Source organism: Micromonospora sp. NPDC049051 (assembly GCF_043197575.1).
Classification (GTDB): domain Bacteria; phylum Actinomycetota; class Actinomycetes; order Mycobacteriales; family Micromonosporaceae; genus Micromonospora.
Map to the genome: position 1 here is coordinate 216,083 of NZ_JBICTL010000006.1, position 26,143 is coordinate 242,225.

A 26,143-nucleotide genomic window follows, 5' to 3' on the forward strand; every position below is an offset into this window, starting at 1 on the left:
CCAGGGCTGTGGCCGATGTCGTGGGTGCCGACGCGTCTGCCGCCGTAGTCGAGTCGCAGGCGCCGACCGAGGTGAGTACGGCCAGGGGAGCCGTAGGGGCAGCGAGACGTCGATGAATGGCGGCGAGCATACGTGCCGCACGTCAGTCGATTCGCCGGGACGCTGAGCGGGCCCAGCCGGACCGCCGCGTGCGGGTGTCCCCGGGGTGAAGCCTGCCCGGGGACGGCCGATGGGCCGGGCCGTGCGGCCCGGCCCATCGGGTTCGCGCGTCAGGTCGACGCGCTCACCGTCAGGTCAGCTCAGCTTCTGCGCGAGAGCGACGGTGGCGCCGCCGTGCTCGTACGAGACGAGCAGCGAGGTGCCGGCCGGAAGCGGGCCGCTCAGCGGCAGGACGAGGGTGCCGTCCTTACGTAGGCTGGCCTTGGCCTCCGCCACGACCTGGGTGCCGTCCCAGACGAAGACCCGGGCGGTGCCCGCCTTCTTCACCTGGAGCTGCACCGACACCTTGCTGGCGGTACGGGTGACCTTCTTGATCTTCACGGTGTTGTCCGCCAGCTTGGCGTAACCGCCCGGTGCCACCCCGTCCGAGACGGACTGCAGGAGAGTCTGGGGCGAGTCGACGCTCTGCGCCGCGGTGTCGGGCATGATCGGCGCCTTCGGCGCCGACGGCTTCGCCGCCAGGCCCGGCAGGGTCGCGTTGCCCCAGCGCCACGGGTCGGCCCGCACGCCGCTCCAGGTCGACCAGCCGACCCGGGTCTGCGCGGTCAGGTCCTGCGTGTCCGAGTCGTTGACGAGGATGTTCAGCCCCATCCGGCTCGGGTCGATGTTGTCCGGCAGCACGCTGAACGGAATCTTGACCTCGATCCGGTAACCGGTGTACGGCTCGCTGGTCACGACGGAGGCGATCTGGACACCCGGTGCGGTCTCCGGGCCGCCCTGGTGGTTGTCCCGCTCCCGGGCGAAGCACGGCGGGTTGCCGTTGGCCGGGTCCTTCGTGGCCGGGAAGAGCGCCATGTTGAACACCGTGGAGGTGTTCGCCGAGTTGCCGCGCGGGTCGATGCCGAACTCGATGTTGTCGTTGCGTCGAGGACGCTTGCAGTCCTCCGGCGGCAGGACGGTGCCGAGCACGTCGTCGGTGATGTTGAAGACGGCGTACAGGGCGTCATCGGTGTGGGTGAGCTGGGCGGTGCCGGAGATGTCCGACGCCGGGGCGGCGGTGCCCTCCCAGCGGGTCGAGATGTCGATGACCTCGCCGGTGTACTCGTGCTCGTCGGCGTGGCCGTCGACGGTCGGCGCGGTGGTGGCCTTCGGGATCGTGGTGACCGGGACCAGGTTGAACGCACCCGGCTCGGTCGCGCTGCCACCGGCGTAGCTGGTCTCGATCTGCACCCGGTAGGCGCCGTTGTCAGGCGCCCGGTTGGCCGTCGGCAGCGACGTGTCGGTGTTGGTGACCGTGAAGGTCACCGAGGTGCTGGCGCCCGGCTGGAGCCCGGTGTACGGCAGCTGCTGCTCGGCCACCGAGAAGCCCGCGGGGACGTTCAGCTTGACCGCTCCGGACTGGACCTGGGTGCCGTGGTTGGTCAGGTTGACCTGGACGCTACGGGTGCCGCCGCTGGGGACGTTCAGCAGGGACTCGATGAGCGCGTCGAGCTGCTGGGTCTTGTTCCGCACGGTCCACTGGCGGAAGTCGGCGATCTCCTCCAGCGGCTCCAGGGTGCCGCGCACCGGAGCGGTGCCCTGCACCCGGGCGCTGCTGGTGCCGCTGCCGTCCTTCTTGCTGGTCAGCGTGGCGTTGATCCGGAAGCGGGCACCCACCTGTACCTGCGCGGGCGGGGTGACCGTGAAGGTCTTCACGACCTCCTTGCCCGGGCTCAGCGTGCCGACGTTGCCGTTGCCGCTGACCGTCCAGCCGGCCGGGACGTCCAGGGTGACCTTGGCGCCCTGGATGGCCTTCTCGGCGTAGAGGACCGTGTCCACCTTGATGGGCTGGCCGGCGAGGGCCTCCCAGTTGTGCGGACGCACGTGGATCTCGGTGCCGAGCGGCAGGCCGCCCGGGGCGCGGACGGTGGCACCCTGGAGCGCACCGGTGCCGGCACCCTCGTTCGGGGCCGGGTACGGGGTGCGGGTGTCGATGAGCGTCAGCCGGTTGCAACCGATGTTGGCCGGGTTGGTCGTCGGGAAGGAGCTGTTGCCCCAGCCCTGCGACACGTACTCCCGGCGGGCCCAGGTCTGGACCGTGTTCCACCGGGTGCCGTCGTAGCGCGCCGACTCGTAGCCCTGCCAGGTGCCGAAGACGACCTCGCTGGCCTCGTTCGGCGTGAACGTGGTCTCGCAGGCGGGGCCGTTGGTGCCGGTGGTGCCGCTGCCACCGGTCTGGAAGATGCGGGAGACCCGCCAGGGCTTGAGCCCTTCCTTCTTGATCTGCTCCGGGAACGCCTTCGGGTCGGCCGCCGCGTAGAAGGCCTCCACGGCCAGCATGGCCGCCTTCTGGTGGTTGCCGTGGTTGCCCTGGGTCGCCGAGGGGTTCATCGTGAGGATGACCTCGGGCTTGGTGGTACGCAGGACCCGCACGATCCGCGACAGCGTCTCCTGGTAGCCCCAGACCTCCTCGGTCAGGGGGGCGCTGGCGGTGTACCAGAAGTCGAGCGCGTCCAGGTTGTAGATGTTGTCGATGCCGGCCCAGCCGACGGCCTTGCGCTCCTCGTCCTCCCGGATGAGCCCGAGTTCGGGCCCCTCCTCGAGACCGGTGGCGTTGCCGCCGCCCTCGCCGCGGGTGGTGGTGATGACGCCGGCCTTCATGCCGTGATACTCGTTCCAGTATCCGAGCATGCCGAGCTGGCCGGCCTCGTCGTCCGGGTGGGCGCCGATGAACATGATGTCCAGGTCGATCGGCTTGTCGGACTTCTTGGCCTGTTGCTTCGGTGCTTTGTGCTCAGGGTTGGCCTGGGCCGGAGTGGCCAGGCCCAACGACAGCAGACCGCACATGGCGATCGCCGCTGTGGTGCGCCATCTCATGGGCATACCTCTTCGTCTCGAAGCGAGAGTGCTGCGGCTGGGGACGGTTACGGGCCCGGCACGGGCCGACTGACACGTGACTCGTGCCGGGCCGTACTGCAGACAGCTGTCCACTGAGGACCGTCGGGTCCCCACGGTCGTGGTGCTCGACAACGGGATGGTGACGTACGCGCACCGTCACGGCGTGAGCGGTGCGTACGGTGGCGACGGGTCGGGCCACCGGAAGGCCTTCGGGCCGTAACCTAGGGATCTTGCTGAGGCGTCGTCAATAGTCCTGGACGACTTTCTTCCTTATTCGAAGAAACGATCTGCCCTGCTCAGGTGGTCCGCTGCTGCGCCGGTCGCGATCTCTGGGCAACCTTTGTCCGGCTTTGGGTACCCAATGTGGACGCGAGGGCCCGACTTTGCGCGTCATGTCGGGGTAGCCCGGCACGCCCCGCTTGCGGATTCGGAACTTTCCGCTGGTCGAGCGGTTGAGATCATCTCGTTACTTGACGGCGGATTTTTTTCGCACTAGGAAGAAAGTGTGTCTGACAAAGCCCCGACCAGCCCGGTCAGCCGTGAGCGGTCCCGTGAGATCAAGCGTCTCTCGGTGATCATGGCCGCCCGGCAGGCCCGGCGGTTGTCCCGGGTCGACCTGGCCGAGATGACCGGCCTTTCGGCGGCCACCGTGACCGCGCTCGTGCGGGAACTCGTCGCCGAGGGCTACCTCATCGAGCGCGGCCCGGGCGCGCCCACCACCGGCCGTCCCCGGGAGATGCTCGAGTTCAACCCCCGCGCCGAGCTGGTCGCGGCGGTGTCGCTCGAGCCGCCCCGGATCAGCTGCGAGATCGCCGACAGCGAGGGCGCGGTCATCGCGCACCGCGTCGCGCGGCTCGGCGACGACGTGGTGGAGACCGTCTGCGAGTTCGTCCTCGACCTGGTCGGCGACAACCTGCCGTCGCTTCGCGGCGTCGCGATCGCGGTGCCGGGGGTCTCCAGCAACGGCGCGGTACGCCTCGCGCCGTCCGTGGGGCTGGTCGAGGCGAGGCCGATCGGCGAGTCGGTCCAGCGGCGGCTCGGCGTACCCGTGGTCGTCGACAACGACGTCAACCTCATGGCCGCCGGCGAGTGCGTCGCCGGCGCCGGCGCGGACGTGGCCAACCTGTTGCTGATCCACGTCGCCGACGGCATCGGCGCCGGGCTCGTGCTCGACGGCAAGGTCCGCCGGGGCGCCAGCGGAGCGGCGGGCGAGGTGGGCTTCCTTCCCCTGGGCGCCGCACCCGAGCGCCGCTACAGCGGCGTCGGCGAGTTCGAGGCCCGGTGGTCGGTCAACGCCATCGCGGAGCGGGCGGTCGCGCTCAACCCGGGGCGCCGACCCGAGTCGCCGGTACGGGAGCTGATCCAGCTCGCCGCGACGTCGGCCCCGGCCCGCGAATACCTCGACGAGGTCCTCAGCGCCTGGGCCCGGCTCATCCTCTCCTGCGCCTGCGTGGTCGATCCGGGGCTGGTGCTGCTCAGCGGCGCCGCCGCGGAACTCGACGACCCGGCGATCGAGCAACTCCAGGCTCTCGTCTCCGCCCGGACCCCGGCCCCCACCGAGGTGCGCCGGGCCACCCTCGGCGACCAGGCCGTGCTGCACGGAGCGATCAGCTACGCGCTGTCGGCCGCAGTGCCCCGACCCTCGCTTCCCTGACCCTCACCTGACCCCCGGCCCCCGACAACCCCCGACACCGACACCCCACCACAGCCCATCACCACCGCCGCCGTCGCGGCGGCCGCGTCCGTACCCCGGACGAGCGGCCGCGGCGCGGTGCGACGCGCCCCGGTCCGTGCGCGACCTGCGGATCTCCGACCCGTCCGGGAGCCGGCGAACCATCGGCGCCCCGGGTCGGGGACCGCACACCGTCTCTTCCCGCTTTCGATAGTTCCCCCTTCGAGTGGAGGTACCTGATGAAACGTCGTTTGGTCCTGGCCGTCGCGTTCAGCACGCTGCTGGCCGTCACCGCCTGCGGCGGCAGCGACGACGACAAGGACGCCGGCTCCTCCGGCTCCGCGCCCGTGGAGAAGGTCGTCATCTACAGCGCCCGTGACAAGTCGGTCACCGACTACGTCGTCGAGCAGTTCACGGCCAAGAACCCCGAGTACAAGGGCAAGGTCGAGGTGCTCAACATGGGCGCCCAGGAGGTGCTGGAGCGGGTCCGCGCCGAGAAGGCCAACCCGCAGGCGTCGGTCTGGTGGGGCGGCACCCAGCAGGGTCTCGCCGCCGGTGCCTCGGAGGGCCTGCTGGAGGCCTGGCAGCCGTCGTTCGCCTCGAAGATCGACGCGCGGTACAAGGACGCCGAGGGCCGCTGGTTCGGCGAGATCCTGCTGCCCGAGGTCATCATGTACAACAACAAGGCGCTGACCCCGGAGACGGCGCCGAAGGACTGGGACGACCTGATCGACCCGAAGTGGAAAGACAAGATCATCATCCGGGACGTGGCCGCCTCCGGCACCATGCGCTCGATCTACGCCTCGATGATCCAGCGCTTCTCGGCCGACGGATCCAACCCGCAGCCCGGCTACGACTGGCTGCGCAAGCTCGACGCCAACACCGTCGAGTACGCGGCCAACCCCAGCGACCTCTACCTGAAGATGTCGCGTGAGCAGGGCGTGGTCAGCGCCTGGAACCTCCAGGACATCCTGCTGCAGGCCAACGAGAAGATGCCGTTCAGCTACGTCATGCCGGCCTCGGGCGCCCCGGTGCTCGTCGACGGTGTGGCCGCCGTCAAGGGCGGCAACAGCGAGGGCGCGAAGAAGTTCCTCGAGTTCCTCTTCGACGACTCCCTGCGGGCCAGCCTGGCCAAGGACTACTTCCAGATCCCCGCGGTCGAGATCGCCGAGAAGCCCGAGTGGCTGACCAAGCTCGACCTCAAGCCGATGGACGTCGACTGGGACGTGATCGGCAAGAACGAGACCGCCTGGATCACCCACTGGAACGCCCAGATCAAGGGCAAGGGCTAAGACGCTCGGAACCGGGCCGTGCCACGGCACGGCCCGGCTTCGTCCTGGAAGGACCCACGAAATGATCGATGTCCGACTGACGGCGGTCAGTAAGCGCTTCGCCAAGTCGAGCGACTCCGCGGCGGTCGATGACGTCACCATCACCATCGGAGCCGGCGAGTTCTTCACGCTGCTCGGGCCGAGCGGTTGTGGCAAGACGACGACGCTGCGGATGGTGGCCGGCTTCTACTTCCCGACCTCCGGGCACATCCACTTCGGCGATGACGACGTCACCCGCTGGACGCCGAACAAGCGGGACACCGGCATGGTGTTCCAGAACTACGCGCTGTTCCCGCACATGACGGTGGCGCAGAACGTCGCGTACGGGCTCAAGGTCCGCCGGGTCTCCCGCGCCGAGCAGGCCCGGCGGGTCGAGGAGGCACTCGCCCAGGTGCACCTCGCCGGGTACGGCGACCGGCGCATCGACGCGCTCTCCGGCGGCCAGCAGCAGCGGGTCGCGCTGGCCCGGGCCCTGGTCATCCGCCCCCGCACCATGCTGCTCGACGAGCCGCTGTCCAACCTCGACGCGAAGCTGCGCGAGGAGACCCGCGCCGAGATCCGGCGCATCCAGCGGGAGAGCGGCACCACCTCGATCTACGTCACGCACGACCAGGCCGAGGCGATGGCGATGTCCGACCGGATCGCCGTCATGCAGTCCGGCCGGGTCCAGCAGGTCGGCTCTCCCCACGAGATCTACTACCAGCCCGCGAACGCGTTCGTGGCCCGGTTCATCGGGCGCAGCAACGTGCTGAGCCTGCCGGTGGTCAGCGCGGGGGAGAAGCGCGTCGGCGTACGCCTGCCCGGCGGCGCCACGATCGACGTCGGCGCCCCCACCGGACACGGGCTCGCCGAGGGCGACACCGCGCTGGTCTCCGCGCGCCCCGAGCACATCGCGCTCAGCGGCGCCGACGACGACACGGCGGCCATGCGCGGCCGGATCAGCCACGTCGAGTTCACCGGCATGGCCACCCACATCAGCGTCGACGTCGACGGTGACGACGTGATGGCCGCCCTGGTCGACGCGCCGGCCGGCATCCGGCTCGGCGACGTCGTGGGCCTGCGGCTCGTACCGGAGCGCCTCTGGGTGGTCAAGCCGTGACCGCTGCGACCCGACCCGCCCCCGGCTGGGCGGCGGCCCTCGGCCGGCGCCTGGCCGGCGGGGCCAACTCACGATGGTTCCCCTACCTGCTGGTGTTGCCACTGATCCTGGTGCTCTGGGGCTTCGTCGTCCAACCGATGTTCGCCACCTTCCGCGAGAGCGTCAGCGCCAACGGCACCGACAACTACCTCCAGTTCCTCTCCTCCTCCGGGGTGGCCCGCGAGTCGCTGTTCACCTCGCTGTTCATCTCGGCCGCCAGCGTGCTGCTCTGCGGGGTCGTCGGCGTGGCGATGGCGTTCCTGCTCAAGCGGTTCCACTTCCGCGGCCGGCGGCTCATCGAGGCGTTCATCCTGGTGCCGGCGGCCCTGCCGCCGCTGATCGGGGCCGTCTCCTTCCAACTGCTCTACAGCAACATCGGCATCGTGCCGCGCGGCCTCCAGGCGCTGCTCGGCACCGACAAGCCGGTGCTGGCCTTCGACGGCATCGCCGGTGTGCTCGTGGTGCACACGTTCACCATGTACCCGTTCTTCTTCCTGGCCGCCTCCGCGGCGCTGGCCGGGATGGACCCCTCGGTCGAGGAGGCGGCGTACAACCTCGGCGCCGGCCGGGTACGCGTCTGGCGGACGATCCTGCTGCCGATGCTCACCCCCGCGCTGATCTCGGCGTCGCTGCTGGTCTTCATGACGTCGCTGGCGTCCTACACCGCGCCACTGCTGTTCAACGTCAGCCAGACCATGACGATGCAGATCTACATCAACCGCACCAACGGCGACCTGCCGATGGCCTCGGCGTACGCCTCCGTGCTCGGCATCGTCTCGATCATCTTCCTGCTGGCGATGCGCTGGTACGAGGGACGGCGCAACTACCAGTCGCAGTCCAAGGGGATCTCCGCGGTCCGGCGGGAGATCACCAACCCGGTCGGCCGCTGGCTCGCCCCGCTCGCCTCGGTGCTGGCCACGCTGGTCCTGCTCGCCCCGGTCGGCGCGATCGCGCTCGTCGCCTTCTCCGAGGACCGGTCCTGGACCACCGAGGTGCTGCCGCCGACGTACACGTTCGAGAACTTCGTCACCATCTTCACCGACCCCAAGGCGTTCCAGCCGATCCTCAACTCGGTGCAGATGAGCCTCCTCGCGGTCGTGGGCTGCGTGGTGATCGGCGTCCTGATCGCGTACGCGGTGCGGCGGCTGAAGTTCGTCGGGCGCGGTCTGCTCGACGTGGCCGTCATGATCGCCTGGGCGCTGCCCGGAACGGTCGTGGCGATCAACCTGATCTCGGCGTTCAGCACCGGCAACGCGTTCAGCTTCGGACAGGTGCTGGTCGGCACGTTCTGGATCCTGCCGCTCGCCTACTTCGTGCGCTTCCTGCCGATCGTGTTCCGGTCCAGCTCCGCGACCCTGGCGCTGATCGACCCGTCGCTGGAGGACGCCGCCCGCAACCTCGGCGCCTCCTGGCTGCGTGCCTTCTACACCATCACCGTACGGCTGATGCTGCCCGGCGTGCTCGCCGGCGCGCTGCTGGCGTTCGTGCACGGCGTCGGCGAGTTCGTCGCCTCGGTGCTCATCTACACCTCCTCGACGGTGCCGATCTCGGTCGCCATCAACAACCGCATGTACTCCTTCGAGCTGGGCACCGCGGCGGCCTACGGCATGCTCCAGGTGCTGCTCATCTTCGTGGTGATGTGGTTCTCCGGCCGGCTGGAGAGCAGCCGGACCGCGACCCGGAGGGCCGAGCAGTGGACGAACTGATCGAGCGGTGGCGGACCGGGGGAGGACTGCTCCCGGTCACCCGGGTACCCGGCCACGCGTTCGCCGCCGTGACCGAGGCGGCCGACCTCGCGGTGCTGCCGGTCGGCGCGGTCGAGTGGCACGGTCCGCACCTGCCGATCGGCGCCGACCTGATCCTGGCCGAGGGATTCGCCGGGGAACTGGCCACCGGCTCCGCCCGGGCCGTGCTCTTCCCCGCCGCGCCGTACGCCGCCTGCCCGGGCCAGACCCGGCCCTGGCCGGGCACGGTGGCGCTGCGGCCGGAGATCGCCGTCGGCTACCTCGGCGACGTGCTCGGCGGCATCGTCGAGGCGGGCTTCACCCGGCTGCTCGTGGTCAACGGCCACGACGCCAACATGTCCACCGTCCGCGCCGCGATGGAGTGGGTGTCCGGCCGGCACCGGGCCAGCATGATGCTGGTGAACTGGTTCCAGCTCCTCGGCCCGGACGAGACGGCCGAGATGTTCGGGGACCTGCCGGCCCGGGGGCACGGCGGCGCGTACGAGAGCTCCGCCGTGCTCGCCTTCGACCCCGGCGCGGTACGCCTGGCGGCGGCGCCGGACCTGCCCCCGAAGCCGAAACTGCCCACCCCGTACCCGTACGTGCTCGTGGAGTCACGGCCCGACCCCTGGCAGGGTTGGTCGGGCCACGTCTCGCTGGCCGGCGAGGAGGCGGGCGGCCGGATCCGCCGGACCGCGGGCGCACGCCTGCGCGAGGTGGTCGACGCGTGGCTCGCCGCCCCGCTGCCCGGACCGCCCGGAGCCGACCGGCCGGAACAGACGACCGGATGACCACGCGCGGCACGCCGCAGGACAACGCACCGCCTCGGGAGGCCACCATGACCCCGTCACTGACCGTCTACCAGCAGCACCACCTCCGCGTCGTGTTCGAGCACCACGTCGCCCACCTCTACCCGGCGATGGTCACGGCCAGCCAGGCCCACGTCGTCATGCTCGCCGAGCAGGGACTGATCTCCGCCGAGTCCGCCGCGACGATGCTGCGCGGCCTGGTCGTCCTCGCCGGGGAACAGCCCGCCGAGCTGGAGTACGACGGCAGCGTCGAGGACGTCTACTACACGCTGGAGAAGCGTCTCGCCGCCGCCAGCGGGATCGAGGTGTCGCAGCTCAGCGTGCAACTGGCGCGCAGCCGCAACGACCTCGACGCCGGCGTCTTCCGGATGGTGCTGCGCGACCAGCTGCTCCAGGTGCTGGACGCGCTGCTGGCCACCGGCCGCACCGTGCTGGACCGCGCGGACCGGCACGCCGACGTCGTGATCACCGGCTACACGCACCGCCGCCCCGCCCAGCCGACGAGCATCGGGCACGTCTTCGCCGGCTACGCCGAGGCGCTTGCCGGCGAGGCGGCCGCCTACGCCGACCTGCTGGACGAGATGAACCGCTCGCCGCTGGGCTCCTGCGCCTTCGCCGGCACCGACCTGGACATCTCTCCCCGCCGTCTCGCCGACCTGCTCGGCTTCGACCAGCTCATCGTCAACTCGTACGAGGCGGTGGCCGGCGCCGACCACCTGGTCCGGGTCGCCACCCTCAACGCGCAGGCGCTCGCCACCGGCGCGCGGCTGGCCCGCACCCTGATGGACTGGCTCAGCTGGGGCTGGGTGGTCACGCCCGCCGAGTTCACCCAGGGCAGCAGCATCATGCCGCAGAAGCGCAACCCGGTGGTGCTGGAGCACCTCGTCTCGATGGCGGGCGCCGCGGCGGCCGACGCCGCGAGCGTGCTCAACAACGTCGGCGCCGCCTGGTGGGAGGACTCCAACAACGCCACCACCGACGTGCAGGCCCGGCTCTGGGACGGCGACGACCGGGCGTACCGGTTCTTCTCCCTGCTCGGCGGGCTGATCACGGAGCTGGACCCGCTGCGCCCGCCGACCGCCGAGGAGATCGTCGCCTCGGGTGCCACCACCACGGCCGCCGCCGACGCGCTGGCCCGCCACGGCGTGCCGTTCCGGGGCGCCCACTCGCTGCTCGGCCGGCTGGTACGCGGCGGCGCGCCCGCGACCTGGACCGCGGAACTGGTCCGGTCGACCGCGGCTGACCTCGGCCTGGGCGACCAGCTCGACGACGCCGCGGTACGGGATCTGCTGGCCGCCGCGGTCCGCCCCGAACTCGTGCTGCGCCGGGCCCAGGCCGACGGCCCCGGCGAAGCCGCCGTCCGCGATCAGGTCGGACGACTGTCTACAATGCTGGATGCGGTGCAGGCGCGGGCGCAGGCGTTGCGCGACCGGCTGACCCGTGCCGACGCGGCTCTCGCCGAGGCGGTCGCGGCGAGGGTAGGCCCGTGACGGGGCGACAGACGCAGCAGGCCGTGGTCGCGGACGTCGTGTCGCGGCGACCACGAGAACTGGACCGACGGCCCGAAGGGCGATTTGACATCACCATGGAACGACCGGCAAATCCACGGCTGCTCGGCATCGACTTCGGCGGCACCAAGATGGCGATCGGCGTGGGCGACACCGACGGCCGGCTGCTCGTCTCCGAGCGCCTGCCCACGAACGCCGAGCAGGGTGCGCAACAGGCCCTCACCCGGGCCCTCGACCGGGCGCGCGAACTCGCCGACCAGACCGGCGGCACGATCGTCGCGGCCGGCATCGCCTCTCCCGGCGTGGTCCACGACCACGGCATCGAACTGGCGCCCAACGTCCCCGGCTGGGAGCAACTGCGGCTGGCCGAGGCGGTCCGCGCCCACCTGAACCTGGCACACGTGCGGGTGGCCAACGACCTGAAGGCCGCCGCCTACGCCGAGCTGCGGCTCGGGGCGCTGCGCGACGTCGACCCGGGACTGGTGGTCGGGCTCGGGACCGGGGTGGCCGCCGCGGTCACGATCAACGGCGAGGTGCTGCCCGGCCGCCACGGCGCGGCCGGGGAGATCGCCTACGGCCTGACCGACCACAGCTGGCCGCCCCGCCTGGAGCCGATGCTGGAGGCGACGTTCTCCGGCCGGGCCCTGGACGAGCTGGCGCAGCGGCTGGGAGTGACCGGCCGCGCCGCCGGCCTCTGCACCGTCGCGGAGCAGCCCGGCCGGGTACGCGAGCAGCTTCGCCAGCGCGTCGACGAACTGGCCCGTCAGCTCGTCACGTGCTGCCTCCTGCTCGACCCGCAGCGGATCGTGCTGGTCGGCAGCGTCGCGGGCAACGACCTGGTGCGGGAGATGCTGATCGAGCGGCTCACCCACACGCTGCCGTACCGACCGGACATCGTCCTGTCCGACTTCCCGCAGGACGCCGCGCTGCTCGGCTCGCTCGCCATGGCGACCGAGGCCCAGCCCGCGGTGGTCTGAGCGGCACGCGGGGCGCGGCGAACCGGCGCCGGGCGGGCGTGCGGGGGCACCCCGCCCGGCTGCCCGGCGTCGACCCCGCACAACTTCCCGCCGCCCCTGGCAGCCGGTCATACCGAACCACAAGCAGGAGCCCGTGGCCCGGGCGAACGGCGGGACGCAGTCAACCCGGCAACTGACACACGCGAACACGTCCGCCGGACGCGGGTCGCCGGGTGAGTTCCCCGCGCCCCACGCCCGGCGGTGGGCAGAGCTGGTCTACCGCGCTGTTGGGCGCGGTCCGTCACACGTCACGGTCAGTGGCCCATGACGAGATCCATCACCTCACTGCGCAGCTTGCCGAAGAGCGGTTCCTGCTTGGTGAGGATCTGGTCGCGGTCCCGGGGGAGCGGCACGTCCACGGTCGCCTTCACGGTCGACGGGCCCTTGCTGAGGACCACCACCCGGTCCGAGAGATAGACCGCCTCATCGATGTCATGCGTGATGAAGAGGATGGACTTCTGCCATTCCCGCCATACCCGCAGCGTGAGGTCTTCCAGGCTGATCCGCGTCTGCGCGTCGACCGAGGCGAACGGCTCGTCCATCAGCAGGATCTTGGGCTTGTTGATCAGCGCCCGGGCGATGGCAACACGCTGCTGCATGCCGCCCGACAGCTGCCACGGATACTTCCCGATCACGGAACGCGGCAGCCCGACGGCCTCCAACAGACTGTCCACCGCGCTGCTCACGCTGCTGCGGCTCGCCCCGGTACGGCGCAGCGGCAGGCCGATGTTCCGCTCGACGGTGAGCCACGGGAACAGCGACCGGCTGTAGTCCTGGAACACGATCGCCATGTCCTCGGACGGGCCGTCGCCGATGGGCTCGCCGAACGTCCGGACCTGGCCGGCGGTGGGCCGCAGCAGCCCGGAGATGCAGTTGAGCAGCGTCGTCTTCCCGCTACCGGACGGCCCCACGATGGAGACGAATTCACCGGCGTACACCTGCAGGTCCACCTGCTCGATGGCCAGATGGTCGACCCCGTTGGTGGTGTACGTCTTGGACAGCCCCTCCACGACCAGCGCGGCCGCAGTGGTATCCGCGTTGCTCATGCCTATCTCCCTACCGTTGGCCGCCCGCGGAGCGCCCACCGCTCATACAGGCCGAAGAGTGCGTTGAACAGGATGCCGATCGTGCACGCCATCACCACGCCGGCGAACATCTTGGGGGTGTCGAACTTGTACTGCTGAAGCAGAATCTGGTAGCCGACCCCGGACGTGGAGGCGTACAACTCGGAACTGACCATCAGCACCACCGCGACACCCAGACTGACCCGCGCCCCCGCCAGGATGCGCGGCAGCGCCGCGGGAAACACGACGAACCGGTAGCGGTCGACCCGGCGCAGCCCGATCGCCCGCGCGCTGTTCAGGGCCAACCGGTCGACGTTGGCCACCCCGTCCATCGTGTTGAAGATGACCGGCCAGATCGAGCCGAACGCGATCACGAAGATGGGCATCCGGTCGTTGATCCCGAGCAGCACGATCGCGATCGGGATGAGCACCACCGCCGGTGTCGCGACGCCGAGCCGGACCACCGGCGCGCACAGCCACTCCAGGCGTTGACTACGGCCCAGCGCCATCCCGACGAGGATGCCCACCGACAACGCGAGGGCGTAGCCGAGGACCAGCCGGAACATGCTCGCACCGACATCCGCGACGAACGCGTCGGAGACGAAGAGCCGGTCTGCCGGGCCGCTCAACCACAGCTCGACGAAGGCGGTCGCCACCCGGCTCGGCGGTGGGGTGAACGAGGAGTCCCGCCAGCGCAGCAGCAACTCGGCCACGAGCACCAGCGCGATCACGAGCCACACGTAGGAGACGACCCTGACGACGATCCTGCGCACTGTCTCACTCCTGCCTGGACGGGCGCCAGCGGATCAGGCGCCGCTCGGTCAGTTGGGCCGCGATGTTGAGCACCATGCCGGTGATGCTGACTGCGAGCACACCGGCGTAGACCGAGTCCACCCGTTGCGCCTCCTGATAGCTGACGAGCACCGTGCCGACGCCGGTGGTGGCGCCGAGCAGTTCCGCGCTCAGGGTCACCACGAACGCGATGCCGGTGGCGATGCGGATGCCGGTCACGACGTACGGCAGCGTGGTCGGCAGCAGCACCCGACGCATCGTCTCCACCCGGCCGAACTTCAGTGCCCGGGCCACCTTCAGCGCGAGCGGTTCGACGCTGCGTACGCCGTAGATGGTGTTGACCAGGATGATCCAGAAGACCGAGAAGGTCACCACCGAGATCTTCATCTGGGGCCCCAGGCCGATGAGGACGATCGCCGCCGGGATCAGCGTCACGACCGGCATCGCCCGGCCGATGTCGATCACGAGTGAGCTCGCTCGGGCCAGCGGCTCGAAGTACCCGATCAGCAGGCCCACCGGGATGCTGATGACGGCCGCGATGCCGAGGCTGACCGCCCAGGTGGCGAGCGTGTCCAGGTACTCGCGGACGAAGTCGGCGTCGTTCAGCAGGCCCCAGAGCGCCTGGGCGACCGCGGCCGGGCTCGGCAGCCCGGACGCGGGCACCACCTCGGCCGCCACCACGGCGGCCCAGCCGGCGATCAGGAGGCCCAGGCCCGCTGCTCCCCAGATCACCGGCTGGCCGCGCCGAAGCCCGCTGCGGATGGCGCTCATCCAGCTCGCTCGTAGATGAGGCCGGACGTATCCACCTTCTGGCTGATCGCACCGAACTCGTGGGCGATGTCGGCCATCTTCTGCAGCGCCGCCGCGTCCACCTCGCTGGACAGTTCCTCGAACTGGCTGGCCCGGATCGCCTCGACCGTCGTCTTACCGAATTCGGCGGCCATCGCCTGCCACTCCGCCTCGTTCGCCGGGTCCAGGATCTGGCTCAGTGACTCGTCCATGGCGGCTCGGAACTTCTCGATCCGGTCCGCGTTCCCGGCGACGAACTTCTCGGATGCGACGTAGTTGGCATAGTTGATCCGCCCCTGCACGTCCGCGTACGGCTCGCCGAGCCAGACCGCTTGGCCCTTGCGCACGAGGGCCTGGCCGATCGCCCCGCTGGCGTTGATCGCGTCGACCGCGCCGCCCTCCAACGAGGTGGCCATCTGCGCACTCGGGATGTTCACATACTTGATCTTCGTGTCGTCGCAACCGGCCTTGCGTACGGCGGCGCTCGTGTAGACCTGGCCTGGGCCGTTCAGTTCGGTGACCCCGATGGTCTTGCCGACCAGGGCGCAGTAGTCCTTCGCCCCGCTCTTGGTGGAGGCGAAGACCCCGCGGCTGCGCTCCGGGTCCGGCGTCGCCGGGTTGAAGTACGCCCCAATCACGATCTTGACCTTCACCCCCTGCGAGGCGGCCACGATGGCACCCCAGCCGCCGGAGAAGGCCAGGTCGACCTGGCCGGAGTCCGCCGCGGCGACAGCCGACGCGGCGGAGGCGAGGGTGACCGGCTCCACGGCGATGCCGTGCTTCTCGAAGATCCCCTTCTTCAGCGCCCAGACCAGGGTGATCTCGTTGGGGAAGCCGATCTGGGTGACCTTCAGCGGCTGCCCCAGGGACTTGTCGGTGGCCGTGGCCGAACCGCCGTCGGAGAAGCAGCCAGAGAGTACGAGCATGCTGGCGGTGGCCAGCGCGAGGCCGAGGCGTCCTCGTCTCATCAGTTGACCTCCCGGGCGGCGGGGCGGGGAATGGTCCCGTCCTCGACGAAGTCCTTCTGCAGCCTGTTTCGGTGCGCTACGCACGCTGGAGTCCACGGTGGAAACCATGGGAATGTCCTCCACTGAGTTGACAGGCATCCCGAGCGGGTGGCCGAGCCGGTCCGCGCGGAATCGCCGGCGATGCGGACGTCAGCGTGGTCTACCGGGCCGGCGGGTGTCCGCATTCGGTGGCGGGTCGCCTGATATGGGGGTTGAGAGAAGTGCGACGGCGTCCGATCGGATTGGAACGATCGGGCTTACTGGGTGACGCGGGCCAATTCCGCCAGGACCGTCGTGACCGGCAGTCAAATGGCCCGCGTCTCGGTCACGGACACCAGGGGGACGGCGGCCGTGCCGACAGTTAATCAGCGTGAAATGTTTGATCCGAATCCTCTATGCGAGATGGCATCTTGTCAAGTGATCCATCTGGTGCGGCGTCCCAGGTCGCGGCATGGTTCCCCTGCCCGGGGCAGGCGGCGGCCCTGACCGCGCGCGGAGGCTCGGATGCTGCTGCTGCGGAGGGCGCGCGGCCGCTGGGCTGGCGGATCAGCCGGGCCGCCTCAGGTCACGCGAAGGGCCGGAGCCGGCGCAGTTCGCTGATTACGGCGCCGTCGGCGAGATGGATCGCGGCGAACAGGCCCGTGACGCCGTTACGGACTGGTCGTGGGCGTGCCGCCAGGACATGCCCGGCATCATCGGCGGCACCGGCTGCGAGCGGTCCGACGCGTGAATTGACTTCCCGTCCACACGCAGCACGACGGCCCGTTCGGCCGGTTGTGGTGCTGAATCTGTCGCCCGTGATCGTCGCCCGGCTGCTGCCGCCGGGATCGCGTGTGCTGCCCAGAGCGAACAGAAGGGCAGCCCGCACTCAATTGCGGGCCGGATCACTCCGGCGGGAATCCGGCTTGGCTCTTGGCCTCTGCGTCGCGGGGTCGGACTGTTCGAGGTCTCGTTCCCTCTTGTCCGTGTGGTTGCCGCTGCTGGTCACGAGGTGCGAATCGTGGTGCGGTGCCTGCGGCGGTCGGGTGTTCGGGGGGTCGTCCGGGCCTGGTCGGCCGGGGTCCGGGCGGCTGGGTTCCGGGCGGCTGGGTTCCGGTCGGCGGCGGGGCGGCCGGCGGTGCTTGCCCACCTTCGGGTGGGGCGACTGTCCTACGGGGGTGGCCGTGGCCATCGGGCCACGGCCACCCCCGCTCACCGCGGCGGACGGCACGCGGTCCGCCGCGGTGGACAGCGGTCACCGAGCCAGGGCGACCGCGCGGGGGACGATGCCACCGGCGTCGAAGGCCGGGGGCAGACCGAGGTCACGGTCGATGACCAGCCAGAGTCGGATCAGGTCCCGCTTGCGCTCCGGCTCCGGGTAGTCCTGGTAGTCCGTACGGGCGTGCATGATCGTGTAGTTGTTCAGGAACTGGATGTCGCCGGGAGCGAAGTTCATGTTCAGGACGAACTCCTCTGAGTTGTTGAGTTCGTCGAGCAGGTCCATCGCCTCGATCTGGGCCGGCGTGAGCTCGGGAACCCCTTCGCCCCGGGGCGCCGACTCGATGTACGCCCGGCCGTAGTGCGCGAACAGCTTGCCCTGCTCGTTGCGGCCGAAGATCGGGCACTGGAAGAAGCTCTCCGGGCCGTTGCCGGAGCGACGGTCGTGCCACCAGTCCTCGGCCAGGACCTCGGCCAGGTCCGGGCGGCGCCGCACGATCTCGTCGTGGACGGCGACGGAGCTGACGATCGTGCTGACACCGCCGGACATGGCCGGGCGGATGCAGAGCAGCCCCACGATGTCCGAGGAGTCGGCGTGGTAGTCCAGCCGGGCGTTGGTCTGGAACCCGCGCACGAGCGGATCGTTGCGGTCCACCCCCTGATCCCGGATGTGGATCAGCAGGTCGTCCTCAGACTTCTGGTGGATCGGGATGCCGACGTAGAGCCCGATGCCCCAGTACATCAGCTCGGCCTGCCGTTCGGTCAGTCGCTCGACCGGCACACCACGCACCAGGACGAACCCACGGCCGTCGACCAGTTCGTCGACGGCGCCCTCCAGTACGGGAGCGAGCGTGGGCAGCACGAAGTTCTCCTTCGTGATCTCCCGCAACCCGATCCCGGGCCGGTCCACCGCCGCCAGCGCCGTCATGAGCTCGGCGACGTGCCCGTCGGTCAGTTCGATCTTCCAGTCCGGGCTGTTGACGATCTCGGGCCCACGCCATGCCGCTGGGCCGCCCACCACCTTGACCACGTCAGATCCTTTCATCGATGGAAAACTAGGTAAGACGTGTGAAGACGTTCTTCTGCTGGAGGTACTTCTCCATCCCGACGCCGCCGAGCCCGCTCTGCTTGTATCCCTGGGAGCCGATCGCCACGCCGCCGGTGCCGAACCACTGGTTCACGAAGACCTGCCCGGCCGCGAGGGAGTCCGTGACCGTGCCGGCTGTGGTAAGGCTGCTGGTGAACACTCCGGCGGTCAGCCCGTACCGCGAGTCGTTGGCCAGCCGGATGGCCTCCGCGGTGTCGTCGAACGGAGTCACGGTCACGACCGGGCCGAAGATCTCGTCCACCGCCGCCGGACAATTCGGGGCCACGTCCGCGAGCACCGTCGGGGGGATGTACCAGCCGTCGCGGCGTACCGGGTCGTCGTACCGCACGCCCCCGGTGAGGACCGTGGCCTGCTCCCGGCCGATCTCGACGTACTCCCAGATCTTGTCCCACTGGCTCGCGCCGTTGACCGGCCCCAACTGGGTGTCCGGGTCGAGCGGGTCCCCAACCACGAAGGACTCGGCGTGGGCGACGAACGCGGCGAGGAACTCGTCGTACACCAGCCGCTGCACCAGGATCCGGGAGCCGGACGCGCAGATCTGACCGCTGTTCGAGAAGCCGCCGATCGCACTCCACATGGCCGCGGAAGGCAGGTCCGCGTCGGCGAAGACCAGGTTCGGGTTCTTGCCGCCGAGCTCCAGCACCGTGCGTTTGATCGACGCCGCCGTCAGGCCGAGGATGTGGGCGCCGGTCTGCACCCCGCCCGTCAGCGACACCAGGTCGACGCCGGGGTGCGTCACGAGGGCCTCACCCACGACCCGTCCCGGGCCCGGCAGCACCTGCACCGCGCCGGGCGGGAACCCGACCTGCGTGATCAGTTGCGCGAGGCGCAGGAACGAGGCCGACGAGAGTTCCGCCGGCTTGAGGATGGCGGCGTTGCCACCCGCCAGGATGGCGGCCATCCGCTGCACCCCGGTCCACAGCGGCCCGTTCCACGGCAGGATCTCGAGCACCACGCCGACCGGCTCCCACCGTGACCGGTGGTGCACCACCGGGTCTCCGGTGTCGACGGCGGCCCCGGCCCGGAACGAGGCCCGGCTGGCGAAGTAGTCGAGCGCCTCCAACGACACCGCGATGTCGTTGGAGCGCACCCCGCTGATGGCCTTCCCACCGTCGACGGCCTCGAGGAAGGCGAGTTCGTCGGCGTGCTTCTCGACCAGTTCGGCCAGCCGCCGCAGCAGGTCGCCGCGGTCCCTGCCGGTCAACCGCGACCACGCGCCGCCGTCCACGGCCGCCCGGGCGGCCGTGACCGCCTGCTCGATCTGGCCGGCGTCGGGCACGGAGAACCGTCCCACCACCTGCCGGTTGTGCGGTGCCACGAGCTCACCGACGCCACCGGAGCCGGCCACGAGTCCGTCGCCGAGCAGGATGGGGAACGGGTCCGTGCCGAACAGCGACCAGCGCGGATCGGTGCGGCCGTTCGTGCTGTCAGCCATCTTTTCTTCCGTCCCGGGGCGTCACGGCATGCGCTCGTAGGCGGGCAGGGTGAGGAACTCGGCGAAGTCGTCCGCCAGGCTCACCTCGACGAAGAGCGCGCGGGCGGAGGCATAGCCGGCGGCGTCGAACGTCGGCCCCTGGGCGGCGGAGATCTTGGCGATCTCCTCGTCGATCACCTGCTCGACCAGGGCCCGGGTGACCGTACGCCCGTCGGCCAGCGCGGTGTCGTTGTGCACCCACTGCCACACCTGGGAACGGGCGATCTCGGCAGTGGCGGCGTCCTCCATCAGGTTGAAGATCGCGACCGCGCCGAGCCCGCCGATCCAGGCCGCGAGGTACTGCAGTGCGGCGCTCACGTTGTTCCGCAGGCCGGCCTCGGTGACCTGCCCGCCGGCCGACCGCACGTCCAGCAGCGCGGCGGCGTCGACCTTGACGTCGTCGCGGGTCCGGTCGAGCTGGTTCGGTGTGTCCCGCAGGAAGCCGTCGAAGACCTCCCGGCACAGCGGCACGAGGTCGGGGTGGGCCACCCATGACCCGTCGAACCCGATCGTCGCCTCGCGGGTCTTGTCCTCGCGGACCTTCGCGAGCGCCGTGGCGTTGACCTGTTCGTCCCGGCGGCTGGGGATGAAGGCCGCCATCCCGCCGATGGCGTGGGCACCCCGCGCGTGGCAGGTCCGCACCAGCAGCTCCGAATAGGCCTGCATGAACGGCGCCGCCATCGTGACCGAGTTGCGGTCGGGCAGGACGAACTCCGACCCGCGGTTGCGGTACTTCTTGATGATGCTGAACAGGTAGTCCCAGCGGCCGGCGTTGAGCCCGGAGGAGTGCTCGCGCAGCTCGTAGAGGATCTCTTCCATCTCGAACGCCGCCGGGATGGTCTCGATCAGCACCGTGGCCCGGATCGTGCCCTGCGCGATGCCGCGCTCCTGCTGGGCCCAGACGAAGATGTCGTTCCACAGCCGGGCTTCCAGGTGGCTCTCCAGCTTGGGCAGGTAGAAGTAGGGGCCCTTGCCGGCGTCGATCTGCCGCTGCGCGCAGTGGAAGAAGTAGAGCCCGAAGTCGACCAGCGCGCCGGCGACCGGCTGGCCGTCGACGAGGACGTGCTTCTCCCGCAGGTGCCACCCGCGGGGCCGTACGACGATCGTGGCGAGGTCTTCACCGAGGGCGTAGGACTTGCCGTCGGGCGTGGTGAAGTCGATGGTGCGGTCCAGGGCGTCCCGGAGGTTGAGCTGGCCCGAGACGACGTTCTCCCAGGTCGGGGTGATGGCGTCCTCGAAGTCGGCGAGCCAGACCTTGGCACCGGAGTTCAGCGCGTTGATCGTCATCTTCCGGTCGGTCGGGCCCGTGATCTCGACCCGCCGGTCCACCAGGCCCGGGGCCGGAGGCGCGACCCGCCAGTCGCCGGAGCGCACGTGCGCGGTCTCGGACAGGAAGTCGAAGTTGGCGCCGGCGTCGATCTCGGCCTGCCGCTTGACGCGCAACGCCAAGAGTTCGTCGCGCCGGGCGCCGAACCGGCGGTGCAGTTCGGCGACGAACGCCACCGCCTCCTGGGTCAGGATCTGATCGAACCCCGGCGCGAACTCGCCGGTGATCGTCACGTCAACGTTCTGCTGGTCGCTCACGGGCTGAACCTCACTGTTTTGTTCGCCGGTCACCGGCGTCCCGGGCCCCGCGACGATGCTCGCGCGGGTCGTCCGTCGGGCCGTCGAACACTCAATGGATGAGACGCTATCTCGTATTACGACATGCTCGTTCATCCTCGCTGGGCTGTCAACCCTCCTTGCCTGGAGGAGCCCGGGTCGGGGCCCGACCGCGGCGACCTCGAAGGAAACCGCCGCGCGGCTCGACACCGGCACACCGGTACACGAAGGCGACGGCGTCGCGGACCGGCTGCGGTACGACATCGGGTCCCCGGCCGCGCATGCGCCGCACGCGTGGCCGGGGACCCACCGAGATGCTGGAGTCGAGTCGGATGTGCGGTGACCGCCTGCGGCTCAGCGGGCGGCGTCGGCGATGGCGTCGACGGCGCGCAGCGCCAACGCGGTGATCGTCAGCATCGGGTTCAGGCCGGCGCCCGTGACGAACAGTCCGGCGCCTGCCACGAACAGGTTCGTCGTGCCGTGCACGAGGCCGCGGTCGTCCGCCACCGAGGTGGCGGGATCCGTTCCCATCCGGGTCGTGCCGTGCGCGTGGCCCGCGAACATCCCGCCGGGTACCGCCGACGGAGCGCTCGCGATCATCGTCGCTCCGGAGGCTTCGAGCAGTCGTACGCTCGCCGCGACGAGGTGTTCGATCTGTGCGATGTCCTCCGGGTGCCGGCGGTACCGCATCCGCACCGCGGGAGTGCCGGCCGAGTCCCTCCGCTCCGGGTCGAGCACGACCCGGTTGTCGGCCTGCGGCAGGTCCTCACCCAGGGAGTACACCGCCTGGTGCCGGGTGTAGGCGTGTGCCGCGAACTCCATCAGGCCCTGACCGTAGGCGGGCACTCCCGCCGGCAGCGGTGCCATGCCGCCGAGCGCGCGGGCGAAGAGGAGCGGTCCGCCCGCGAACGACACCGGCATGCCGCCGTGCAGCACTCCTCCTCGCCGGAAGCCGGCTCCCGCACGCCAGGGGCGGTCCTCGTTCAGGTCGTCGACGGCGACCTGCTGGGCAGGGCCGGAGTCGACGTGCAACTGCTCGTCGTAGACGCCCCAGGCGACGCCGCCGGTATGGAACGTCAGGTGCCGGCCGACCTGGTCGGAGTCGTTGCCGAGCCCCCGTCTGTGGTGCGTGGACGTGCTCTGCAACAGCAGTTTCGCCACGTAGACCGCGTTGTTGGCCAGCACCACGACGGAGGCCGGCTGCTCGCCGGCGGTGCCGTCCGAGCGCAGGTAACGGACCCCACGCGGTCGACCGCTCACCGGATCGCAGACGACCTCGGTGACCAGCGTGTCACCGGCGAGCCGCAGCCGGCCGGTCCGCAGCCCCAGCGGCAGCGCGAAGACGCTCGAGGACGCCTTGGCGTCGCGGTGGCAGGCGTAGTTCGTGCACAGACCGCAGCGGGAACACCCGGACCGCTCGCCGCGAGCTGCCGACAGGATCGCGGCCGGCGGCTGGTACGGGTGCCAGCCCAGGGACCGCGCGGCGTCGTCGAGGAGGGTCGTGCCGGGTACCCGGCGGACCGGCCGCTGCGGGAACGGCCCGCGGCGGGGCGGTTCGAACGGGTAGGTCCCGGCGTCACCGCTGACGCCGATCAACTGCTCGGCCGCTTCGTACCACGGCGTCATCTCGTCGTAGTCGATCGGCCAGTCCTCGACCGAGGAGCCGTCCGGGATCCCCACCGTACTCGCGACCCGGAAGTCGGACGGGTGGAAGCGGTACGCGAAGCCACTCCAGGCGAAGGGGCCGCCGACTCCGCGGTTGCGTTTGAGCCAGGTCGCCGTCGTCGCGGCACCCTCGAAGTCCAGCACCTCCGGGTCGGTCCACAGGTGCTTGCGGTCCACGGAGTTGACGAGTTCGTCGTCGGTGTAGTCGTCGGGTCGGGCCGGCTGCGGGCCGGCCTCCAGCCCGACGACGTCGAGGCCGCGTTCGGCGAGCGCCGCGGCGATCGTGCCGCCCGCGGCGCCCAGGCCGACGACGACGACGTCGACATGTTCATCGATAATCATGACTCTCGCTCTCGGGGTGGACCCGCCCATCCGAAGTAGGCCCAGCCGAGCCCGCCGCGGTTGACGCCCCAGCGTGGGTGGGCGAGGAACCCGTCCCACGCCCATGCGCGCAGCCGCTCGAACAGCTCGCCGGACTCGGTCTCGGCCGTGGCGAGCCACTGCTCCTCCCGCCCGGATGCCGCGGTGAGCGCGGCGCGCAGCGCCGCCGCCCAGGCGCAGTCCTCGGCGGTGAGCCGGCGCTGCACGTACGCGACGGTGTCGGCCACGACCGGACCGCCCGGCTGCGGCGGGTACGGCAGGACGCGGTCCAGCAGGCGGGCCAGCACTGCGGACTCCGCGGCGTCCAGCGGCCCGCCGTCGGGGCGGCCGGCCTCGACGTCAGGTTGGGGCACGTGTGCTCCTCAGTGGGTGGAGGCGGCTTCCTTGGCCGCCTTCGGCCGCATGACCAGCTGGAAGACCTCGCTGCGCAGCCGGGCGAACTCCGGGTCGAGCTTGGTCTGGACCTGGTCCCGTGGGCGCGGCAGATCGACCGCGAGGTCGGCGATGATGCGGCCGGGGTTGGCTGCCAGGACGACGACCCGGTCACCGAGATAGACGGCCTCGTCGATGTCGTGGGTCACGAACCCCACGGTGACCTTGTACTCGTCACGTACCCGCAGGACCAGGTCCTCCAGGTCGGCCCGGGTCTGGGCGTCCACCGCCGCGAACGGCTCGTCCATCAGCATGACCTGCGGCTGGACGATCAGCGCGCGGGCGATGGCGACGCGCTGCTGCATGCCACCGGACATCTGGTACGGGTAGAGGTTATGCGTGTCCGGCAGGCCGACCGCGACGAGGGCGTTGTCGACGCGCTCCCGCACCTCCGCCTTGCTCAACTTGTACGCCGCAGCCGCCATCGCCAGGTTCCGCTGCACGGTCAGCCACGGGAACAGCGAACGGGAGTAGTCCTGGAACACGACGGCCAGGCCCATCGGGGGCTTGGTGACGGCCTGGCCGCCGAGGGTGATCTGCCCGCTGGACGGTGGCAACAGCCCGGCCATCATCATCAGCAGGGTGGACTTGCCGCAGCCGGAGGGTCCGACGATGGAGACGAACTCCTTCTCGAAGATCTCGATCGACGTCGCCTCCAGCGCGAGTCGGTCGCCGTAGGTCTTCGACACCCCATCCGCTGTGAGCATCATGGTCGCTTCTCCTTGTTTCTGTGCGCCCGTCATCAAAGACCGCCCAGTCCGGTTCGCCGTTGCCACCGCACCGCACGCCGCTCCAAGGCGGTGAAGGCCATGTTGAGCAGGATGCCGATCAAGGCGATGAGCAGGAACGCGGACCACATCCTGACGTACTCGAACGTGCTCTGGAAGATCGCGATCTGGTAGCCGAGACCCTCGGTCGTCGCGTACAGCTCGGAGACGATGACCAGGATCAGCCCGATCCCGATGCTGACCCGCAGCCCGGTGAAGATCTGCGGCGACGCCGCGGGCAGGAGCACCCTCCGGTAGAGGGTGGGTCGGCTCAGCTGCATGCTGCGGGCGCTGCGCAGCCAGGCCGCGTCCACCCCTGCCACGCCGTCGGCCGTGTTGATCAGGATCAGCCACACCGTGCCGAAGAAGATCAGGAAGATGTTCATGCTGTCGGCGATGCCGAAGATCTGCACGGCGATCGGCAGCAGCACGACCTTGGGGGTGGCCATCCAGAACCTGATCACCGGATGGAACATCCGTGCCGTGAGTCGACTGCGGCCGATGATGAAGCCACAGACGATGCCGACGACGACGGCGAGCCCCCAACCGCGGGCCAGCCGCGACATGCTCGGTACCACCGTGTCGTAGAACAGGTCCGACAGGAACAGCCGCTGCCAGTCGGACGACAGCCACATGACCTTGAACTCGGCCATGACCTCGGACAGTGGGGGGAAGTACCTGGTCGGGCTGGTGCGCGCGACCGCTTCCCAGAGCAGCGGCACGATCGCGATCAGCCAGACGTTGGCGATCGAGGCCGACATCCGCCGCAGGGCCCGGCGCACCCGTACCGACGGGGGCACCTGCCGCAGCGCGCGGACCTTGGTCAGTTCGGCCGCCTCCGCGCTGGCGTGGCCGACGGGGCTAGCCAACGGGGGCCCACTTCACGATGCGCCGCTCGGCGGCGGCGATACAGGTGTACATGATTGCTCCAAGTGCGCCGATGCACAGCACGCCGGCGTAGACGAACTCGGCCATGAGCGCGTTCTGGTAGCGCAGCATGACCGTGCCGACACCGGACTTCGCGCCCAACAGCTCGGCCGACAGCACCACGACGAGCGCGGTGCCGGAGGCGATCCGGATGCCCGTGGTGATCGACGGCAGCGCGCTGGGCAGGACGACGTACAGCTGCCTGCGCCACCACGACCACCGCATCGAGCGGGCCGCGTCGAGGCGCATCGGTTCGGTGTTGGCCACGCCGTAGACGGTGTTGATCAGCACCGGCCAGAAGATCGCGTAGATCGCGACCGACACCTTCATCTCGACGCCCAGCCCGAACAGCAGGATCGCGATCGGGATGAGCGCGGTGGCCGGAATCGACCGGAAGGCGTTCACCGCCACCGCGCTCGGCCGGGCCAGACCCGGCGTCGTGCTGGTCAGCAGACCCGCCGCGACGCCCGTCACGGAGGTGATGACCAGCGCGAGCATCCATGCCAGCAGGGTGTTCCCGATGCCGACGACGAACTCTCCGTCGGAGAGAAGGTCGGGAAAGTGGGTCAGGACGGCCCACGGGCTCGGCAGCGACCCGCTGGGAACGACCTCCAGCAGGTGCAGGATCTGCCACCCGAGCAGGACCGTCGCGATCCCCAGCAGGCCGAGGCCGATGCCCGTCAACCTCTTCAACATGTGCTCCT

At 70.2% G+C, this 26,143-nt stretch carries 20 protein-coding genes; 7 read left to right on the forward strand and 13 right to left on the reverse strand.

Translation table 11 applies throughout. From position 1 onward, the window contains the following. Positions 1–294: 294 nt before the first annotated feature. The gene (locus tag ACGFIR_RS25010; protein WP_393147482.1) at positions 295–3,015 is read right to left on the reverse strand and encodes a sugar-binding protein; all 2,721 of its coding nucleotides are present in this window, start codon (positions 3,013–3,015) and stop codon (positions 295–297) included. A 526-nt stretch (positions 3,016–3,541) separates the two neighbouring features. Between ACGFIR_RS25010 and ACGFIR_RS25015 the strand changes: the two genes are divergently transcribed. The 7 genes from ACGFIR_RS25015 (at position 3,542) to ACGFIR_RS25045 (ending at position 12,195) form a co-directional block, all read left to right on the forward strand. Continuing rightward, on the forward strand, positions 3,542–4,690 hold the full coding sequence (locus tag ACGFIR_RS25015; RefSeq protein ID WP_393006442.1) for an ROK family transcriptional regulator: 1,149 nt from the start codon (positions 3,542–3,544) through the stop codon (positions 4,688–4,690). Between the two features lie 257 nt (positions 4,691–4,947). After that, positions 4,948–6,000: an extracellular solute-binding protein gene (locus ACGFIR_RS25020; protein ID WP_393006444.1), complete on the forward strand. Its 1,053-nt coding sequence runs from the start codon at positions 4,948–4,950 to the stop codon at positions 5,998–6,000. Between the two features lie 61 nt (positions 6,001–6,061). Beyond that, a complete protein-coding gene (locus ACGFIR_RS25025; protein ID WP_393006446.1) occupies positions 6,062–7,138 on the forward strand; it encodes an ABC transporter ATP-binding protein in 1,077 nt (358 codons plus the stop codon). Further along, complete coding sequence (locus ACGFIR_RS25030) at positions 7,135–8,883, forward strand: ABC transporter permease (RefSeq protein WP_393147484.1); 1,749 nt, start codon at positions 7,135–7,137, stop codon at positions 8,881–8,883. Before ACGFIR_RS25025 ends, ACGFIR_RS25030 begins: the two co-directional genes overlap by 4 nt. Further along, positions 8,871–9,692, forward strand: a complete 822-nt coding sequence (locus ACGFIR_RS25035) for a creatininase family protein (protein ID WP_393006450.1) — start codon at positions 8,871–8,873, stop codon at positions 9,690–9,692. Before ACGFIR_RS25030 ends, ACGFIR_RS25035 begins: the two co-directional genes overlap by 13 nt. 47 nt (positions 9,693–9,739) lie before the next feature. Next, positions 9,740–11,200 (forward strand): argininosuccinate lyase, encoded by a 1,461-nt coding sequence (locus ACGFIR_RS25040; RefSeq protein WP_393006451.1) that lies wholly within the window; start codon positions 9,740–9,742, stop codon positions 11,198–11,200. Positions 11,201–11,295: 95 nt separating this feature from the next. Further along, complete coding sequence (locus ACGFIR_RS25045; protein ID WP_393006453.1) at positions 11,296–12,195, forward strand: ROK family protein; 900 nt, start codon at positions 11,296–11,298, stop codon at positions 12,193–12,195. A gap of 293 nt (positions 12,196–12,488) precedes the next feature. Here ACGFIR_RS25045 and ACGFIR_RS25050 read toward each other — a convergent pair whose 3' ends face one another. From ACGFIR_RS25050 to ACGFIR_RS25105, 12 genes are all read right to left on the reverse strand, one after another. Further along, positions 12,489–13,280 (reverse strand): ABC transporter ATP-binding protein, encoded by a 792-nt coding sequence (locus ACGFIR_RS25050; RefSeq protein ID WP_393006455.1) that lies wholly within the window; start codon positions 13,278–13,280, stop codon positions 12,489–12,491. Positions 13,281–13,282: 2 nt separating this feature from the next. Beyond that, complete coding sequence (locus ACGFIR_RS25055; protein WP_393006457.1) at positions 13,283–14,071, reverse strand: ABC transporter permease; 789 nt, start codon at positions 14,069–14,071, stop codon at positions 13,283–13,285. Positions 14,072–14,075: 4 nt separating this feature from the next. Next, the gene (locus tag ACGFIR_RS25060; RefSeq protein WP_393006459.1) at positions 14,076–14,861 is read right to left on the reverse strand and encodes an ABC transporter permease; all 786 of its coding nucleotides are present in this window, start codon (positions 14,859–14,861) and stop codon (positions 14,076–14,078) included. After that, the gene (locus ACGFIR_RS25065; RefSeq protein WP_393006461.1) at positions 14,858–15,847 is read right to left on the reverse strand and encodes an ABC transporter substrate-binding protein; all 990 of its coding nucleotides are present in this window, start codon (positions 15,845–15,847) and stop codon (positions 14,858–14,860) included. The genes ACGFIR_RS25060 and ACGFIR_RS25065 overlap by 4 nt, the downstream gene beginning before the upstream one ends. A gap of 1,273 nt (positions 15,848–17,120) precedes the next feature. Continuing rightward, complete coding sequence (locus tag ACGFIR_RS25070) at positions 17,121–18,128, reverse strand: TauD/TfdA family dioxygenase (RefSeq protein ID WP_393006463.1); 1,008 nt, start codon at positions 18,126–18,128, stop codon at positions 17,121–17,123. Between the two features lie 10 nt (positions 18,129–18,138). Beyond that, on the reverse strand, positions 18,139–19,626 hold the full coding sequence (locus ACGFIR_RS25075; protein ID WP_393147486.1) for an aldehyde dehydrogenase family protein: 1,488 nt from the start codon (positions 19,624–19,626) through the stop codon (positions 18,139–18,141). A gap of 21 nt (positions 19,627–19,647) precedes the next feature. Then, positions 19,648–21,249: a malate synthase A gene (gene aceB, locus ACGFIR_RS25080; RefSeq protein WP_393006467.1), complete on the reverse strand. Its 1,602-nt coding sequence runs from the start codon at positions 21,247–21,249 to the stop codon at positions 19,648–19,650. 372 nt (positions 21,250–21,621) lie between these two features. Further along, positions 21,622–23,274: a GMC oxidoreductase gene (locus tag ACGFIR_RS25085; RefSeq protein ID WP_393147488.1), complete on the reverse strand. Its 1,653-nt coding sequence runs from the start codon at positions 23,272–23,274 to the stop codon at positions 21,622–21,624. Then, entirely contained in the window at positions 23,271–23,666 is a 396-nt protein-coding gene (locus tag ACGFIR_RS25090; protein WP_393006471.1) for a hypothetical protein, read from the reverse strand. Before ACGFIR_RS25090 ends, ACGFIR_RS25085 begins: the two co-directional genes overlap by 4 nt. Before the next feature lie 9 nt (positions 23,667–23,675). After that, complete coding sequence (locus ACGFIR_RS25095) at positions 23,676–24,452, reverse strand: ABC transporter ATP-binding protein (RefSeq protein ID WP_393147490.1); 777 nt, start codon at positions 24,450–24,452, stop codon at positions 23,676–23,678. 35 nt (positions 24,453–24,487) lie between these two features. Then, on the reverse strand, positions 24,488–25,381 hold the full coding sequence (locus ACGFIR_RS25100) for an ABC transporter permease (RefSeq protein WP_393147492.1): 894 nt from the start codon (positions 25,379–25,381) through the stop codon (positions 24,488–24,490). Continuing rightward, on the reverse strand, positions 25,374–26,135 hold the full coding sequence (locus ACGFIR_RS25105; protein ID WP_393006477.1) for an ABC transporter permease: 762 nt from the start codon (positions 26,133–26,135) through the stop codon (positions 25,374–25,376). The genes ACGFIR_RS25100 and ACGFIR_RS25105 overlap by 8 nt, the downstream gene beginning before the upstream one ends. Positions 26,136–26,143 lie beyond the last annotated feature (8 nt).

Excerpts from the sequence above, each read along its gene's own strand:
- ACGFIR_RS25025 (WP_393006446.1), top strand. The coding sequence starts at position 6,062 with ATGATCGATGTCCGACTGACGGCGGTCAGTAAGCGCTTCGCCAAGTCG.
- ACGFIR_RS25060 (WP_393006459.1), bottom strand. The coding sequence starts at position 14,861 with ATGAGCGCCATCCGCAGCGGGCTTCGGCGCGGCCAGCCGGTGATCTGG.
- ACGFIR_RS25070 (WP_393006463.1), bottom strand. The coding sequence starts at position 18,128 with ATGAAAGGATCTGACGTGGTCAAGGTGGTGGGCGGCCCAGCGGCATGG.
- ACGFIR_RS25045 (WP_393006453.1), top strand. The coding sequence starts at position 11,296 with ATGGAACGACCGGCAAATCCACGGCTGCTCGGCATCGACTTCGGCGGC.
- ACGFIR_RS25010 (WP_393147482.1), bottom strand. The coding sequence starts at position 3,015 with ATGAGATGGCGCACCACAGCGGCGATCGCCATGTGCGGTCTGCTGTCG.
- ACGFIR_RS25020 (WP_393006444.1), top strand. The coding sequence starts at position 4,948 with ATGAAACGTCGTTTGGTCCTGGCCGTCGCGTTCAGCACGCTGCTGGCC.
- ACGFIR_RS25050 (WP_393006455.1), bottom strand. The coding sequence starts at position 13,280 with ATGAGCAACGCGGATACCACTGCGGCCGCGCTGGTCGTGGAGGGGCTG.
- ACGFIR_RS25095 (WP_393147490.1), bottom strand. The coding sequence starts at position 24,452 with ATGCTCACAGCGGATGGGGTGTCGAAGACCTACGGCGACCGACTCGCG.
- ACGFIR_RS25085 (WP_393147488.1), bottom strand. The coding sequence starts at position 23,274 with ATGATTATCGATGAACATGTCGACGTCGTCGTCGTCGGCCTGGGCGCC.
- ACGFIR_RS25065 (WP_393006461.1), bottom strand. The coding sequence starts at position 15,847 with ATGAGACGAGGACGCCTCGGCCTCGCGCTGGCCACCGCCAGCATGCTC.
- ACGFIR_RS25105 (WP_393006477.1), bottom strand. The coding sequence starts at position 26,135 with ATGTTGAAGAGGTTGACGGGCATCGGCCTCGGCCTGCTGGGGATCGCG.
- ACGFIR_RS25075 (WP_393147486.1), bottom strand. The coding sequence starts at position 19,626 with ATGGCTGACAGCACGAACGGCCGCACCGATCCGCGCTGGTCGCTGTTC.
- ACGFIR_RS25040 (WP_393006451.1), top strand. The coding sequence starts at position 9,740 with ATGACCCCGTCACTGACCGTCTACCAGCAGCACCACCTCCGCGTCGTG.